This is a genomic window from Burkholderia sp. LK4, from assembly GCF_001043615.1.
GTDB classification, from domain to species: Bacteria; Pseudomonadota; Gammaproteobacteria; order Burkholderiales; family Burkholderiaceae; genus Burkholderia; species Burkholderia cepacia.
In genome coordinates, this window is the sequence record NZ_LDUL01000018.1 from 165,209 (window position 1) to 181,737 (window position 16,529).

Annotated in this window: 13 protein-coding genes and 1 pseudogene; 5 read left to right on the top strand and 9 right to left on the bottom strand. The window is 60.7% G+C overall.

Annotation, left to right across the window (positions count from 1 at the left end):
- Nucleotides 1–26: 26 nt before the first annotated feature.
- Nucleotides 27–419, bottom strand: a complete 393-nt coding sequence (locus VK92_RS10615) for a 5-carboxymethyl-2-hydroxymuconate Delta-isomerase (RefSeq protein ID WP_048027869.1) — start codon at nt 417–419, stop codon at nt 27–29.
- Between the two features lie 98 nt (nt 420–517).
- Here VK92_RS10615 and VK92_RS10620 point away from each other — a divergent pair, with 98 nt between their 5' ends.
- Complete coding sequence (locus tag VK92_RS10620; RefSeq protein ID WP_048027871.1) at nt 518–1,480, top strand: LysR substrate-binding domain-containing protein; 963 nt, start codon at nt 518–520, stop codon at nt 1,478–1,480.
- Nucleotides 1,481–1,682: 202 nt separating this feature from the next.
- Here the strand turns inward: VK92_RS10620 and VK92_RS10625 are convergent, their stop codons facing one another.
- Both VK92_RS10625 and VK92_RS10630 read right to left on the bottom strand, forming a co-directional pair.
- Nucleotides 1,683–2,393, bottom strand: a complete 711-nt coding sequence (locus tag VK92_RS10625; protein ID WP_048027872.1) for an SDR family oxidoreductase — start codon at nt 2,391–2,393, stop codon at nt 1,683–1,685.
- Nucleotides 2,394–2,593: 200 nt separating this feature from the next.
- Complete coding sequence (locus VK92_RS10630) at nt 2,594–2,998, bottom strand: extradiol dioxygenase (protein ID WP_048027873.1); 405 nt, start codon at nt 2,996–2,998, stop codon at nt 2,594–2,596.
- Nucleotides 2,999–3,342: 344 nt separating this feature from the next.
- On the opposite strand from VK92_RS10630, the pseudogene VK92_RS39780 reads away from it, so the two are divergent.
- Nucleotides 3,343–3,570, top strand: a pseudogene (locus tag VK92_RS39780) (IS5/IS1182 family transposase); the annotation flags it as partial.
- A gap of 169 nt (nt 3,571–3,739) precedes the next feature.
- On the opposite strand, the gene VK92_RS10640 reads toward VK92_RS39780, so the two are convergent.
- Nucleotides 3,740–5,149 carry an alpha/beta hydrolase domain-containing protein gene (locus tag VK92_RS10640; protein WP_231616438.1) on the bottom strand — a complete coding sequence of 470 codons (1,410 nt, stop codon included), beginning with the start codon at nt 5,147–5,149 and terminating at the stop codon, nt 3,740–3,742.
- Nucleotides 5,150–5,840: 691 nt separating this feature from the next.
- On the opposite strand from VK92_RS10640, the gene VK92_RS10645 reads away from it, so the two are divergent.
- Nucleotides 5,841–7,148 (top strand): hypothetical protein, encoded by a 1,308-nt coding sequence (locus VK92_RS10645; RefSeq protein WP_048027877.1) that lies wholly within the window; start codon nt 5,841–5,843, stop codon nt 7,146–7,148.
- 256 nt (nt 7,149–7,404) lie between these two features.
- Nucleotides 7,405–8,358 (top strand): helix-turn-helix domain-containing protein, encoded by a 954-nt coding sequence (locus VK92_RS10650; protein ID WP_048027878.1) that lies wholly within the window; start codon nt 7,405–7,407, stop codon nt 8,356–8,358.
- A gap of 207 nt (nt 8,359–8,565) precedes the next feature.
- Here the strand turns inward: VK92_RS10650 and VK92_RS10655 are convergent, their stop codons facing one another.
- From VK92_RS10655 to VK92_RS10675, 5 genes are all read right to left on the bottom strand, one after another.
- Entirely contained in the window at nt 8,566–9,822 is a 1,257-nt protein-coding gene (locus tag VK92_RS10655; protein WP_048027880.1) for an NAD(P)/FAD-dependent oxidoreductase, read from the bottom strand.
- Between the two features lie 400 nt (nt 9,823–10,222).
- A complete protein-coding gene (locus tag VK92_RS10660; protein WP_021157738.1) occupies nt 10,223–10,576 on the bottom strand; it encodes a 2Fe-2S iron-sulfur cluster-binding protein in 354 nt (117 codons plus the stop codon).
- A gap of 62 nt (nt 10,577–10,638) precedes the next feature.
- Nucleotides 10,639–11,640 carry a sterol desaturase family protein gene (locus VK92_RS10665; protein ID WP_051392171.1) on the bottom strand — a complete coding sequence of 334 codons (1,002 nt, stop codon included), beginning with the start codon at nt 11,638–11,640 and terminating at the stop codon, nt 10,639–10,641.
- Nucleotides 11,641–12,187: 547 nt separating this feature from the next.
- On the bottom strand, nt 12,188–13,486 hold the full coding sequence (locus VK92_RS10670) for a hypothetical protein (protein ID WP_131723232.1): 1,299 nt from the start codon (nt 13,484–13,486) through the stop codon (nt 12,188–12,190).
- Nucleotides 13,480–14,847, bottom strand: a complete 1,368-nt coding sequence (locus VK92_RS10675) for an MFS transporter (RefSeq protein ID WP_226233783.1) — start codon at nt 14,845–14,847, stop codon at nt 13,480–13,482. Before VK92_RS10675 ends, VK92_RS10670 begins: the two co-directional genes overlap by 7 nt.
- Nucleotides 14,848–15,377: 530 nt before the next feature.
- Between VK92_RS10675 and VK92_RS10680 the strand changes: the two genes are divergently transcribed.
- Complete coding sequence (locus VK92_RS10680; RefSeq protein ID WP_048027883.1) at nt 15,378–16,322, top strand: helix-turn-helix domain-containing protein; 945 nt, start codon at nt 15,378–15,380, stop codon at nt 16,320–16,322.
- The last annotated feature ends 207 nt before the right edge of the window (nt 16,323–16,529 follow it).

The following is a 16,529-nucleotide window of genomic DNA, read 5'->3' on the forward strand; positions in this document are numbered from 1 at the left end:
ATGAATTGTTGTTAGCACGTGCCACGTCATGCAGAAGCACCCGTCCCGGCGTGGGTCCCGTCACGAACGGTCTTGATGTACGGCGCGCCGCTGAAATCGCAGACGAGTACGCAGCTCTGCCAGCCGAACGCCGGCTGGATACGCTCGACGTCGTCTCGCACGACGTCGTGAATCAGCCTCCCCATTTCGTGCAGTACCGGCTCGCTCCTGGGCTTCGTCAGCAACAGCCTGACGACGACGAATTCGTTTGTCGGATCATCTCCGGACAAGAACTGTTCGGCCGTATAGGTGCGGCTCTTCAATTCGGCGAGCAAAGCATGCCCTTGTGCCGCGAGCCGTTCGTGCAACGTACTCGTCAAGGATCGGAAATCGATCAGTCTCGCAATCCCGGGCGTGGATTCGATGATCAGGTGCGGCATGTCTTCACCTCTGTTGAAAGAATGCGTGGGTGAGAGGTTAGGATTCGGATCACCTGATGTAAATTTATGTTTTACGCATCGATTCATTAGCCCCTGTTATGTATTCAGCCATCGATCTTCGCCTGCTGCGCAGCTTCATTGCGGTCGCACGCTCAGGCAGTGTGACCCGCGGGGCAGCGCGGCTGCATTTGACTCAATCGGCACTCTCGCAGCACCTCCGTGAGCTCGCGGATCTGCTCGGCGTGACGCTGTTCGATCGGGTGGGTCGCGGCATTCTGCTCACTCAAGCGGGTGCGGACCTGTTCGCGGAAGTCGAGCCGATCCTGGAAAAACTCGACGTGACGCTTGCCAACGTCCGGAACCGCTCGCTCGAAGTTCACGGCACATTGCGCATTGGTGCGATCGACACCTACGCAAGATCGCTCGTGATACCGACGATATCGACGCTACTCGCCCGGCATTCTCAGCTACGCGTGTCCGTTCACGAACTCCCGGCCCCGGCGATCGATCAAGGGCTGATCGAAACTGAACTGGATATCGGCGTGTCGTTCTCTCACTTGTCGAATGCGGACATCGAGCAGAGAACGTTGTTCACGGAACGGCTGGCGCTCGTCCGGCGATCTACCCGTCGCAGGGCCGGAAAGACCGTCAGCCTGCAAGAAGTTGCGCCCCAGCCGCTCGCGCTGCTGAATCGGACATTCGCCATGCGCGGGCAAATCGACGCCGCATGCGCGAATGCAAACATTGCGCTGAACGTTCGCGTAGAGGCTGCCAATGTCGATTCGCTGATACGGCTCGTCGAGCATGCCGACTACGCAACAATCGCGAGCCCGCTGGCAGTGCAGGCCGGCTCGCGAATCGAAACGACGACTATCTCGGACGACGGCCTGGCGCGCATCGCTGCGTTGCGCTGGCGCCGCGGCAGGACCTTTACACCCGCCATGGAACGTTTTGAAGAAGCGATGTTGCAAACGATTCGTTCGTCCGGCCTGGAAACGCCAGACGACGATTCGGTACGCATGTCGGAGCCGTCCCGCCGTCCACGTATTCGACGGCGCTGACGGCATCCTGAACACGCCCGTGGCGTAGGCGGAACGGCTGTTCAGGAGGCGGATACTCCCCTTCGCCCCGACTCCGGGCGGACGTGAGCGATTCGCGAAGGAGTTCCGCGAAAACGCGGACGCGCGGTACCAGTTGAAGCTACGGGAACTGACTGACTATCGGTACGATCCATGCGCGCCCGGGTTGTCCCGGCGCAGGGTGCTACGCGAGCGCGCCACCACCGTCTACCAGCACCGTCGAACCCGTCGCATAAGGAGTCGACGCGAGGTAGAGCACAGCGTTCGCGACGTCCTCGGGTTGTCCAACTCGACCGGCCGGCAATCGCGCCGCCGCGCCTTCGTACATCCGGTCGCGCGCTTCCGCATCGATCTTCGACCAGAGAGCTGTCGCAATCAGGCCCGGGGATACCGTGTTGACACGTACCGGTGCAAGTTCGAGCGCAAGGCCTCTCGCCAACGATTCAAGCGCTGCGTTGATCGCGCCTTGCAAGACCGAATTCTTGCTCGGCCGCACGCTCAGAAAGCCCGACACAAACGTCAGGGAACCGCCTTGCCGAATGCGGACGGCCCGTGCGACGCGATACGCTCCCCAGAACTTGCTGTCCATCGCCGCGTAGGCGTCATCAAGCTCCAGACCACGCGCCGAACCCGTGGCTGTCTGGGCGGCCGATACGACAACGTGGTCGAATTCGCCCGCCGAATCGAGAAATGCACGTACGCTCGCGTCGTCGGTAATGTCCATCACGCCGGTGCTCACGTCATAACCGATCCTGTCTTTGCTCGCCGCCAGCCTGGCCGCATCGCGCGATGCAATCGTCACTGTCGCTCCGGCCTCCGCAAATGCACGTGCGGTCGCTTCACCTATCCCGGAGCTTCCGCCAACCACCAACACCCTTTGATCATCGAGTTTCATCGCCCGTTTCCTCCGTTAAGAATCTGTCCTTCGAACGCCACCGCCGATGGCACTACCGGCAACGCACCATAGTGGAAAGTCGGGTGCGACATCCTGCCTGCACGCCAAAGCTGTACAAAGATGCGCCCGCCCTCTGCATGCACCGCCTCTGTCACGTTACGCCAGCCTTCGAACTACGCGTCACAGTCCGACATACCGATTCAAGCATTCTTGATATCGCCTTGATCATTGCTTGCGAGTGTCGTCACGAACTCGACGCAAACGCCCGGCGCAATGGACACGAACAGCTGTCGCTCGTTGGAAAGCGGCACGTCGCTCAATGTGTAGTCGATCCGTCTGGTGGTCAGCCGCTCGATCAATGCCTCCCATTCGCGGCGCGCGTCGATGCGCAGCGCAATATGATCGATACGCGGTGTGCTACGAGCTTTCTGCGCAGGAAGCGTCGCGCGCGTAACGTGAATCATCGGGTGACGATCGAGGTACAACCAATAGCCGTCCACGCTGAACGGCGGTCGGGGCCCGGTGTCGAGACCAACAACCTCATCGAAAAAGCAACGGGTACCGTCGATATCATCGGTAACGATGGTGGCGTGGTCGAAATGCATGGCTCATGCCTGTACGAGGGTGCGATGTCGTATTTTGTTGCCCCCGGTCGATCTTGATAATTGGCTTTGCGATTGAATGATTTTCAACGATGACAAGAAGATGGGAAGTGCATGTTTCCACGCTCCCGATCAGCCTGGTCAGTGGCCGGGAAGATACGGGAAGGTCAACGGAAAATGAAAACGGGTGCAGACCATGGTCTGCACCCGTTACGTCTCTTCCTCATCCCGGTATACCCCGTCACGAATTGGTGGTGACTGTAGCGCGACTCCGTCACTGGATCGGCTGCGACGATCAAGCCGGGATTGCTCGTCCCGGTGTGATTCGCGACCTCGATCAGACTTCTCAAGGTGCCTGCACGATCGACGGCCGCACCTCGCGACACGCCGGTAATGGCATCAGCCAAGTGATTCGCAAGCGCATCGAAGAGCACTTTGGCTGGTGCAAGACCGTCGGCCGGATTTGGCAGTCCGCGTATCGCGGCATCAAACGGGTCGACCAGCACTTCAAGCTGACGATGCTGGCGAGCAACCTAACTCGAATAGCTCGAATACGGGAATCGATGCCGCTGGGAGTGGAACGGCGAGCCGCTCCTGCGCAGCCGTTGCGCGGCAACGCGTCGGTTGGCCCGCTGACAAGCGGGGCATCCGGCACGATCCGCCAGCGACTCAACGGCCAATTGCATACGAAACCCATTTAAGTAGCGCCTCGGTCGTCACAACGAGGCGTTTTTCAACAGCCTGCTAGAAGTCCCCGGGTTGCGCAATCGGCCGAAGCGTAGCAGCATCGTCCGGCAGGAGATAACGCTCCTTGATCGACTTTGCTTTCGCCGCCTCGAATTCCTGCTCGTAGTTCTGGTAATTTCCGTACAACTTTCTCATCTTGCTTTTCGAATACGGAATCTTCGTGTCGTAGATCAGACCGCAACCCGTTTCCTGGTCGGTCATGTAGGTCGCGGACGGCACCTGAATCCAGGGTGGACGGACTCCTCCCTCCATGTTTCCAGTTACCAGATCGCGCACCACGGCCTTTCCGTTGCGGACGACCCTCGGCGCCTTCGGCATGGTCTCGCCGTTCCGCACCCATCTATCCATCCCGTCAAGGATTGCCGATACGACGTCCTCCACCGGCTCGTCATAGAGCGTTCGGCAACGCGGATCGTTACCCTTGCCGATATCGGCGGCCACCCACTCCTTCTCACCCGTGCCGAGATCGGCCTTTCGCAAGTGCGGCATGCCCGTCACTTCGTAATAACGAAGCTTGGGGCTGTCGGTGTCCGGCGGCAGCGGAATACCGGCGAGCACATCGTGCATCAATTCGGATTCGCTGAAGACCGTCACGAACGGTGCGTCGTCCGGCATCTTGCGCGGAACGCGAATGGATTCGCCCCCCACCTCGCCATAGGCCATGCGCCCCGCCATGTACGCGTCGATCAAAGGACGACCGTCAGGCATCCGCCATTGCTGGTGACGCCCCTGGTCGAGATAGTCCATCCATACTTGCGCCGTCACGGCCCAACTATCGACATAGACCCGCCGAACCTTCAGTGGCGCGAGCGGACTTTGCGGCATATCGGACTTCAGCATCAGCGCCAATTGCGCACCGATGCCTTGCGATTGCGGAATGAAAGGGTCCGGCACGTTGCCCAACACGAAATGCTCGGGATCGTAATACACGCCCAGCGGCGCATAACGCGCGTAGTCGAAGCGACGCATGAAGTCGAAATTGACGATGTTTCCATACAACGCGATCTGTCCCGCCTGCTCCTTCGGCGTGTCCGATATGAACTTCGGATCGACCGCCGGCTTGTTGCTATTGAGCGTGTATCCCACGTAGGCGTATCCGCGACTCAGCAGATATTTCCGGGTAAGGATCCAGCCGGCGCCGCGCTCTCCGAACCAGCTGAACGGCTCGATTATCACGGTTCCATTGAAGCGGGCCGGGTCGGTCGGTGCGCGGACGAGAATCCGTGTCAGGTACGGCGCCTGGAACATCGTCTTCCCCGTCGCGGTAATGACCGGGGCGATACCGGATAGGTAGTATTCCTTCTCGGTGTACCCGTATCTGGCCAGATCGATATATTCGGTTCCAGGGCGGGAAGCCGACGACAGAGGCAGCTTACCGGAGGGTGGAACTTCGACGACGGTGGGCATTTGCGGGACCTCCGCGCGAACCGGTGCGGCCGTACCTGCCACGATCCAAACTCCCATCAAGACAACGTATCGGGTTTTCTCTATCAGACGGTGCATGTGAATGTTTCCACTGTTGATGAGCCTGGTCACTGCGCGAAACACGTGCCCCACGGCGTCGCTTCACGAATGTCTTTCGGGCATCCCGCGCCACGCTGCGACGAAAGCGCCACCCTTCCGTTTCCGGTATCTCGTATTCGCTGATGAGCGGTATTCACGCACGGGCTTTTCCTTCATGCGGCGCGGTGCCCCCACGATTCCAGTTCGCCACGCCGCCATCCCGCTGCACGGTCGACCAGGGGATCACACTCGTCGGCGGCTCGACGCAAGTCATTAAACAGCGTCTCCAGACAGCGGTTTATCCAGAAATGGCAACTCCATACGGAACCGGGGGAATACCCTCGCGAAAGGAAACCGCCAACGGCAACGGCTCGATTGCGCCGCCACGTTTCGCATCGCCGCCTGCACCCGACCCTCGTACTTTGTGCTGATTTGGGCTACCACCTCACGGCATCGCGACTGAACACTCGAACCCGCGATTCGCGGTGCTCGTGACGACTTCAATGACGCGCCATCTCCCGTCGACAGCGCGCGCTGCGCAGGGCACACCGTGTGCAGAAAAACTCCAGCGCGCCGCACATTTCAGGACAATTCCATGTATTCCGTTATCCGAATTTTGTTTTCGGCGCTGATCGTCATCGGCACATTTCCGTCGCCTGCAAGCGCATACGAGTTCTACAACGACGGGAGCACGAACATCGACGCGAATCTGAGCGTGGGCTACGGGTTCTTCAGTGTCCAGCGCAGTTATATCGACCGTCCGGGCGCAACCCGATGGCAGGAAGGCTATCTGAAGTATGGCTTGAGCGGCGGCACGGCGATCCCCGGCGCAGGGTCGATCTACGGGGCCGTGAGTCTTCTCGGCTCCGCCACGTGGGGCGACGGCGACCCCGGCGGCTTTACGACCGGCCGCGAACGCCGCAACGCGCTCGAGGACGCCTACCTCGGCTGGAAATCCGGCGACTCGATTCCTGCATTGGGAAAGGACGGCATCGATATTTCCGCCGGCAGCCAGTACGTCAACGTGGGCTCCGGTTTCCTGATCAAAGGAGACAAAGTCAGTGCCGGCAGAGCTGTGGACGACGGCCGCTACGATCGCGGCGGCGCTTACTATCTGGCATCGCGCGTGGCTTTCTCGCGAACCGCAGTGCTGCGACTGGGCGGCGACACCGGATGGCATGGAAGCGCAATCTGGCTCAAATCGAACAATCATCTGCAAGCCGATACCGAGCTGGCCGTAGGCACCCTGGACTATACGGCCCAGCCGGGAACGCTCGGGCTCACCTTTGTCCATGGCATCAGCATCGACAAGCGATATGTCAGTACCCCAAGCCGCCTCGATCGCCCGGGGATGAACACGTACAGCATTCGAGGCGACGGTGACGCCGGGATCCCCAATACGCACTTCGCGTTCGAATATGCATACCAAACCAAACGATCCGGCAACGACAACGGGTGGTATGCCGAAGCCGGATATACGTTCCGGAATGTCCGGTGGCAGCCGTCGTTGAGCTATCGCTACACGCGTTATTCGAAGGATTTCGACTCGCTGTTCCAGGGTGGATTCGGCGATCGCTACCAGGGTGAAATCGCATCCAACTATTCGTTTTCATACAACTTCAATACGCGCATCCATGACGTCGGGCTCACAGTCCACCCGTCCGAAAAATTTACCGTGACCCTGATGTATTTCAACTTCCGGACGTTGTCCAATCGCTCGACCCTCGATCTCGACGCGTCCGAGCTGACACTCTATCTGGATTGGGCTCTGACCAAGCATCTCCAGTTTTCCCCGAACTTCGGTGTCTACAAACCGCGAAAATACGCTGCAAACGGCGGAAACCAGACCGGCAGCGCGGCCGCAAACTTCTATGCCAACCTGATGATCGTCGCGAATTTCTAGCGCAATCTTCGATCACCCCGCCGCACATCGCATCGCCGACATCGGACTTCGTAGCAGTCGCAACCGCTTACGGCGCCTCGACACGCCGAACTTGACGGAGTCATCGGACCGGCGGACGGGCTCGCGCGTCCCGGCTCGACATCCGCGGGTTTCCCCCGCTGGGATAACACACGATTTGTTCGCAGAATTTCTCCTGCCCAAAAAACGATCAGTCGCCCTACGCACGTCCTTCGCCGCCCCGTCGAGGTTTCCTGTCATGAAGAGCATCGACCGATTTGATGACGTGAATGCCCACGCCGCGTCGATCAAGCACTGGAATCAAACCTACAGCCAGATATCGGCGGGTTCGCTCGAAAGCTCGCTGATGCAACTTGCGAGCGCGCGCTGCCACCTTTTCCGGGAACGGATAAACCAGCGCGTCGTTCAACACGGCGAAGCTCCGTCGGGAAAGATTTGCTTCGCCATACCGATTTCGGCGTCCGGACCGGTCGTCATGCAAGGCCGCAAGGCAGACTGCAACAGCGTTCTCTTCCTGCGTAGCGGCGAGGAGTTCATGTTTCATATGCCAACGGGCATGGACATGCTCTCGATCAACTTCGATCGCGATATGTTCGAATCGGCACTATCGACCGTTGCGAACGCCCACGCGATCAACACGCTCCTCAAGCAACCCGTCATCACGTTGCCCAGACAGCGCCTTAACGCGTGCCGCCGTCGCCTGCTTGCGATATTTTCCGAGGCGTTCGTCGACGACGAAGGCGGCACCATCCAGCATGACGAAGGCGCGTTCGAGCAATTCGTTCTTCATGAAATGATTCGACTGATCAGCAGCCCGGATTGCAATCTACGCCAACGCAACGGCAGTTCCACCCAAAGTTTCATCGTCGAGAAATGTCATCACCTGACCATGTCCGAGAGCGTCAAGGTTCCCAGCGTGATGGAGCTGTGCCGGCAACTGCAGGTCAGCCGGCGTACCGTGCAGAACAGCTTTCGATCCGTGACCGGAACGACGCCGTTGAATTACCTTCGGTCCGTGCGGCTCAACGGCGTGCGTCGGAGCCTGATGTCGACGCATCCATCCAAACTCCTGATCGGTGACGCCGCCGCCCGATGGGGATTCTTCCACTTGAGCCATTTCGCCGAGGACTACCTGGCACTCTTCGGCGAGTTGCCTTCGCATACCAAAAGACCGGTTCGGAACGACGGATAGAAGCCGGACGAGCCGGCGCGGTCCGATCACCGAGCCCGACCGCGATGCAGGGTGCCTCGCACCCATTCCGACGGCTGCGGCCACCACCCTGCTCGTCATCTTCCGCGACCGAATCCGCTGCCGGAGCGCACGCGGATTCACGTGATGGCCGACATACGACCGGTGACTCGCGTGCGCGAGGCGCTTGGTGTACCCCGAAAATGACGGTCAATTCACCTGTCCGGCGTCGATCATGGATCTGAGATCCGCGGTCGGGTCGGCCAGCGTCGCAGCGGGAATACGCGATCGCTGGGCGATCAGCTTGCGCGCCAGCACGTGGTCCGACGGCCGGTTCACGGAATGCGCAGCCGCCATCGCACCGTCGTGCAGGTAGAACACCGTAAAGCGATCGCTGGCGGGTGCACCGCGCAACACCACCTGGTCTCCGGACGATGGCAGACCGGCCATCTGGAATCTCAGGTCGTGCTGCTCGCTCCAGAACCATGGTACGGCCGAAAGCGGTTGAGGCCGACCGACCAGCACCGATGCCGCGGCGCGCGCGCCGTCGCTGGCGGCCTGGATAGATTCAAACCGCATTCTGGCTGGACTACCCGGGAAAGGCGGCTGCGTCATGTTGGCCACGTCGCCGACGGCCAGTACGTTCCGCACCGAGGTGCGGCCCAACGCATCGACAAGGATGCCGTCGTCGCAGGCGATGCCGGCGGCATCGGCAAGCTCCGTGTTCGGTAATACGCCGATCCCTGTTACGACCAAGTCGCAATCCAACGTGCGGCCATCGTCGAACTGGACTGCCTCGACGCTACCCTGACGGCCCAGAAACGCCCGTACGCTGCGGCCCAGTTCCAGCGAGACGCCGCGCCGGCGATGCGCATGCGCGACATAGTCCGACATGAACGCCGGAAAGGCGCGCGCGAGGAGGCGAGTCTGGCTCTCGACCACGGTAACCCGCGTTCCAGCCGAGCTCAGCGCGGCCGCGACCTCCAGACCAATAAACCCGCCGCCAACGATGCACGCGCTCGAGCAACGGCCAAGCCTGCGCTGCACCGCCAGCGCATCGTCGAGCGTGCGCAGTTGATGCACGCCCTGAAGCTCAGCACCGGGAACCGGAAGCGGACGGCAGCGCGCGCCCGTCGCGAGTGCAAGCCAGCCGTATTCGAGATGCTCGCCGTCCGCCAGCCGCACGCGGCGCGCGGCCAGATCCAGCGCTGTAGCGCGCTGCCCCACGCGCAGATCGATGCATTGTTCAGTATAGAAATCCGGGCTGCGCAGTGCGAGCTGGCCGATGCCGGTCTTGCCCGTGAGCAGGCCCTTGGAAAGAGGCGGGCGCTGGTAGGGTGCGTGCGGCTCGTCTCCGATCAGGACGATAGGTCCATCGAATCCCAGTTCGCGCGCAGCCGCGGCGAGATGAGTTCCGGCATACGAGGCACCGACGATAACGAGCGGCGCTTTTTGTGAGGATGTCAAAGTTGTCTCCCGAGGAAACGCCCTGGCAATCCACGGGTTTGAACCGGATCGGCGTGCGGCGTGCGTACCGGAACCGGCTGTCGAGGACGACGTTCGCCGGCAAACCGTCGCTTCGACAATCGCGCAGCCGGAACGATGTTCGACGAGGTGGATCACTTGCCGGGCAGTACGGACTCCGAATGCGTTGAAGAGGATGACGAGCGTGTCTCGCCGACAGGCAATCGGATACGCCCACACGAGCGCGTCTCCGATCGCCGAACCGGCCGCGGCACCCGTCGATGCACAACGCGCACGAACGGGCACGAAACACGAAGATTCGCATTCGCACCCCGGTTCATCGCCGTCGTACTCCGTCGAAGTACGCGCGCCGAGCCGTCAGGAACAGGCTCGGGATAGCCGCCTAGCCTTGCTTCTCGGGCATTCTCAGCACCAGGCCGTGCAATTCTCGTGTCAACTTGATCTGACAAGCGAGCCTGCTGTTCTCCTGCGTCGCACCCAACGGCTCGAGGAGGGCAAGCTCGATCGCCGGATCGGCTTTGCCGGTCACGCCGAGCCAGGGTTCGTCGACATAGACATGGCAAGTCGCACACGAGGCCTGTCCGCCGCAAAAGCCGTCGATACCCGGCACTCCATTTTCCAGTGCGGTCTCCATTGCATTGGCGCCGTCCGGCGCGACCACGACGTGCTCGTCGCCATTCGCTTCGATATAGGTAACTTTTGGCATATTCAAGAAAGGTGATTTTTTAACGAGCACGCGCGACTCTGTTCGATATCGAGTCGTGCGTGCGGCCTGGATATCCGCCCGTCGGCGAAAACTCACTCGTGGGTCGGCGTCACGGTATCCTGGCGAGCGCCGATTTGAAGCAAACCCTGCCAGAACGAAACGAATGGCTCGAGATAGAAGCCTCGCAGGGTTTTGTGAGGATTTTTTTCCCCAAACTCCACTTCATTCAGCCCCCAGCGCCATGTTTCGTTCTTTTTCGGCAGATAAAGGGTTCCGAACATCCAGTCCCATACCGTCAAAATCACCCCGTAGTTTTTATCTCGATGCGGCAGCTCGATGCTGTGATGGAGGTTATGCATGACAGGCGCGAGCACGATACGATTCACCCAGTTTCCGTACGAAACGTGCACGTGTACGTGAGACATCGTGTCGACGACAAAAAAGGAAACGTACACCTGAATTCCGATCACGGTCACGGTTCCCGGATTGACAGCGGTTCCGGTGGCGTAAAGCAGCAAGCCCAGCATCACGCCGGCGAAAAACGACGGAATCGTGTTCAGAAAAAAGAATTCAACCGGGTGTTGACGAAAGAGCGTCCATGGCGTCAGCGTTTCGGCCGTATGGTGCGGCTTGTGCAGTGGCCACAGGACGGGAACCTCGTGACACCAGCGGTGCACCCAGTAGCCGGAAAAATCCAGAGCCAGAAAATAGATAGCGAACTGAACCGCAACCATTTTCCAGTCGGTGTGCATCAGAGGCGCTCTCGCCCCGAAATACGTCGCCAGAAAACCCGCCAGATTGTCCGCCACCGATATCGCATTGATTGCGACGAATACAGAAAGTGGAAAACCGATCGCCAGAAGAATGATGCCGTTCCATCGGTCGACGCGAGCCGACGCGTGATCGTACTGGTCCTTCGGAAATACGGACCTCACCACCGCCCGTAACGTCACCGGCTCTCGTTCTTTTCTTGCCAGGAACGCGACCCATGCAACTACCACGAAATAAATCGGAAGGCCCCATGCCCACTGCCGCAGCATTCCGATGGTCGGGTCATAAAAGTCAGCAACCGAGCTCCATATCTCATTTAGCATCTTCGTCTCCGGGATTGCATATTGTCACGAGCCAGGGCAGGGCCGCGAGTCGCGCACGCCGCGCTTGCCAGGTACCGTCTATGCCCGCGGCCTGTTCGACGCAGAAGGAAGACGCGGCCGTCGGGATAGTGCGTTCATGGTGGTCTGCCGCCCTCCCACGGGCCAGTAACGAACGGTGGACGAACGGTTAACGAACGTTTTTTTGGTGTTTTCGCTTGACCGGACATCTGCAATTCCGGGGGTAAACCCGATTTCATCGCATCGCGGATGCCTGCGTATCGCGGGCATATCGACTCCGGCGTGCATTCCGCCCGCTCATCTGCTCCGCTCGCTTGCGGCGCGCACCGGTTCGGCCCAGCCGAAATAACGACGTCTTGAAACGGGAGGAACGGGTAGAGAAACAGAAGACGGCGCGGTATCGGGCATTCAATCTCGATGCGGCATCGAGAGCACATCCGGATCGCCGTCGAAACAGGTGCGTCCCGCATGCTCACCACGATCTCGAGCCCGGACCGGCTCCATGGATCACCGTACGCAACGCAACTTTTTATTTTGGTTTTGCGGGTTCGCCGGCTCCGGCTTTCTTGGGCGCAAGCTCGCTTTCTCTTACAGGCCACATCTGGCCGACCTTCAGATGGCGAACAATGACCGGCTTATTACCGACGTTCGACGGTCCGAATGTACGGACTTCATACAGTGCCTCGAACGTGTTATCGGAGCCGAGACTCTTCTTCAGCTTGTCCAGTTCGGATTTACTCGACGCAACATGTATCGCCTCCATGAGCGCAGGATCCCTGGTGCCAGCAATAACGACGATATGATTTCCCGATGAGCCCGGAAAGCTGGCTATATATGCATAGTCGCGGCGCATAATCCCCTCGGTCGAAGGGTTGTCCCAGTCGGATTGAAACTGGTTCCCGCTCGCCCGATCGACAAGCGTATCGCCGTCGTCCGACAGAGAGAAACCCGAGATATCGCAAAGCGGTTCTTTCAGGTCCGCCAGATTCCTCAGCAAACCGACATAGACGAGATCGTGAGTCCGCAACATGTTGTTGGTGAAGCGCGACATCGCGATGGATTGCAGCGACGGCAGCTCACCGGCTCGCGCGGTCGCAATGATGGGAGTAATGGCAGCCATAGCCGGCGCCACACCTTCAGGAAGGGTGTAGGTATTCAAGTCGATATATTTTTGATTCGCGCCCGAGGTCCGCAACCGGTACTGACCCAACTCATCCGCAGAGTGAATTCGGGGGTCGAGTATCAGGCGGGAAACCTCGTTGTCGGAATCCAGCTCGCCGAAAACATAATCGCCGCCATAAACGACAAGAGTCGGAATATGGCTCCCCGCCAGCGCACTCCAGAGATTGGTCTCGAGGCGAGCGTCTCTGGCGGGATTGCCTGCGAACCAGTTCCAGCAAATCAGATTGAGCCCGACGAGAAGCACGGCGCCCCCTGCGAACCACATCCAGGCGCCGCGTCGCAGGCGGCGGCGCGGTGCGGCACGTTCGTCTGCCTCGGCCGCAGCCGGCGGAACGACGACGAGCCGATATTCCCCGCGCGGAAGGGCCAGGCGTTCACCATGCTCGTCCGGTGGCAGTTCCTCGAGTTTCTTCCGTAGCCGGTGGACATGCACCCTCACGGTCGCATCGGCGGCAAGATCCACGTCGATGGATTTGCCGAAGACCGTTTGCGCAATCTCGATTTCCTTCGGTGCGGCGTCGGCCAGCGAACGTTCGAGCAGTAATTCGAAAAGACGATTGATCTGCGACGATTTTCCGAGCACGCCACTTTTTTGAATGCGTTCCCCGTGAGCAACGAGCCGCCTTGCGTCTTTGTCCTCTAGCACGCTCGACCTCCCCGGCTTGTACGGAGACACGCCCGTTCGCTCGCCGCGCGGCGCGGCGGCAGAGTGCGCGGCACCAGGCTCGTCACCAGCACCGAACCGACCACCAGCAGCCCCGCGACCACCCCGAGCCCGGCATGCGGCGTCCCCGTACGCGCAAACAGGAGGCCGACCAGCCACGAACTGAAGGCGCCGCCGAGCGAACCCAGCATGCTGATCACCGCGATGCCCGCCGCCGCCGCGCGACCCGTCAGTTGTGCAGCCGGAATCGTCCAGAAAACGATCGGCACGGTGAACGCGCACAGCTGCGCGATCGCCAGCAAGGCCACGGTGATCCATACGTGGCCGACCGAGAAGCGCAGGAGCAGTAGACTGCACGCGGTGACGAGCATGCAGACCACCGTATGCCACCGGCGCTCACCAAATCTATCGGAACTCCATGCGATCGCCACGTTTCCGATCATCGTGAACACCGATATCAGCCCGGATAACCAGCCGATTCCGGAGACGCTCGACACCCCGGCCGACTTCAGCACCGTGGGCGACCAGAACGTCACCGTCCCCATTCCGACGTAGATGCAGAAATAGATCGCGGCAAGCCCCAGCACGCGACCGTTGCCAACGATGTCGACAACGCCGACCCGGTCATGGCCGACCACGGCCGAGGCCCGCTCGGCGTCCAGATCGCGCAAGAGCGCCTGCCGGTCCAAAGACGACAGCCATGCCGCCTGTTCCGGCCGGTCGCTCAGCATCAGCGGCGCAACCAGCCCGAGCGCGATGGCCGGCAATCCCTCGATCAGAAACAGCCATTGCCATCCGCGCAACCCCATCACGCCCTGCATGTGCGCCATGATCCAGCCGGACAGCGGTCCGCCGATCATTCCAGCAACCGGAACGGCGAGCAGCAGCATGCTGTTGACACGGGCGCGCACCGCGTCCGGAAACCAGTACGACAGGTACAGGATCAGGCCCGGAAAGAAGCCGGCCTCGGCGGCGCCGAGCAGAAACCGCACCACGTACAGCGACACGCTGCCGGTCACGAACATCTGCGCCACCGTGCAAAGGCCCCACAGCACCATGATGCGCATCAGCGTGCGGCTCGCGCCGATGCGCGCCAGCACCAGATTGCTCGGCACCTCGAAGGCGGCGTAACTGATGAAGAAAATGGCCGTCGCGGAGCCGAACACGGCTTCGCTCAAGCCGAGATCCTGCAGGAACTGCAGCTTGGCGAACCCGATGTTGACGCGATCGACGAAGTTGATGACGTAGCAGACGAACAGAAACGGAATCACGCGCAGCGCGATCCGGCGGTACAAGACGGCAGGGGGTGACTCGGACATGAACCGCTCCCGGTAGGTGGACATGCATCGGCAGTCGCGTGCGTTGCTCGCGGCTGTAATCGGCGGCGCCATGCATGCGCACGGCCAGTCGAAGCGACACGGGATAATTATACGAATCTCACAATTCGGGATTCATTGGTAGTTAACACGAGAAAATCCGCCGGGCGCCGCCTGCACCGCATCGCCAACCTTCATTCGTCAGTTTTGTAAGAAAACATCGAGATCCTGCGGATATCACGGTCATTTCGCCTACACTGCAAGGTATCGCGCCATATCGCACGTAAACCCCCATCATAAAAATAAATTAAATCTCATATAATGAGATTTACAAAAACAAACGGCCGCGAGCGTCAACGGGATTTTCGATCGCGTCACCCGTTGTTTTTTTCTGGATATGATCGTCGGCGGGACCGGCCGCATGGCACGGCATCTTCGGAAGCCATCCATCCGGGCGAATCCAGGCGAACCGCGCGCATCGCGCGCTGCCCGCGCCCGGGCAACCTGCGTCGGCCTCGGCCGGCATCGAATTTCAGACGGTATGCATCAGCCACGCCATGAATCTGCACGCTGAAACACTGTGCTTCTCGGATGTGTTCCTCCATTCCCAGGCGATCGTGAACTGGTCGCAGCACTACGACCAGATCAGTCCCGGCACCGCAACGACCACGCTGCGCCAGGTCGCCGGCCAGCGTTTCCACGTCTTTCGCGAACGCATCAATCAGCGCGTGATGCAGCACGGCCTCGCGCCGCGCGACCGGCTCTGCTTCGCGCTGCCGATCGTCAGCGCGGTCGCGCCCGTGGTCCAGGGGCGCACCGTCGAGCGCCCGAGCCTGCTGACGCTGCGCGGCGGCGAGGAGTTCGTCGCGCATCTGCCGTGCGACACCGAGGTGCTCGCCTTCACGATCGATCGCACGCTCACGGCCGATCGCGAACTGGACGAACTCGCGAACCTGCCTGCCCGCATCCTGAAGCAGCCGGTGCTGCCGATCTCGCCCGCACGCTACGGCCATGCGCTGGACGGGCTCGAGCGCGTGCTTTGCCAGGCGCTCGACAGCGGTTCGCTCACCGCACGCGATGCATTCGACGAACGCGTGCTCGCGCACAGTGTCGTCGGCATCCTGCTCGACCTCGTGCAGTCCGACGATGCCGATGCCGGCGCGCTGCCGTCGGCCTCGACGCAAAGCTACATCGTTCGCCGCAGCCAGGAAATCGCGCTCGAATGCGACGACGTGCCGACGGTGATCGATCTCTGTCACCACCTCAGAATCAGCCGCCGCACGCTGCAATACAGTTTCCAGAACGTAGTCGGCACGACGCCGACCGCCTATCTCCGCTCGATCCGGCTGAACGCCGTGCGGCGCTTCCTGATGACGACGCCCGAGACGATGCGGATCGGCGACGCGGCGGCGCAATTCGGCTTTTGCCACTTCGGGCGCTTCTCCGCGTACTACCAGCAGCATTTCCACGAGCTGCCGTCACACACGCCGCGCCTGAGCTGAGCCCGCGAACGACGCATGGTGACGGCGCATCCGGGTAATCCCCTGCCGCCCCCGCGCATGCGGATTGCCGATAACGGACAACGCGCGTGATTTAGGCACCGTAAATTTTTGTCGTCGGCCTGCTTGTGTGCGCTTCACCGCATCGAGCGGCCGTCCAAGCGCACACCTGTGTCGTCGTCGGTGGTCGGCCGTCGGCATCCCTTGCCG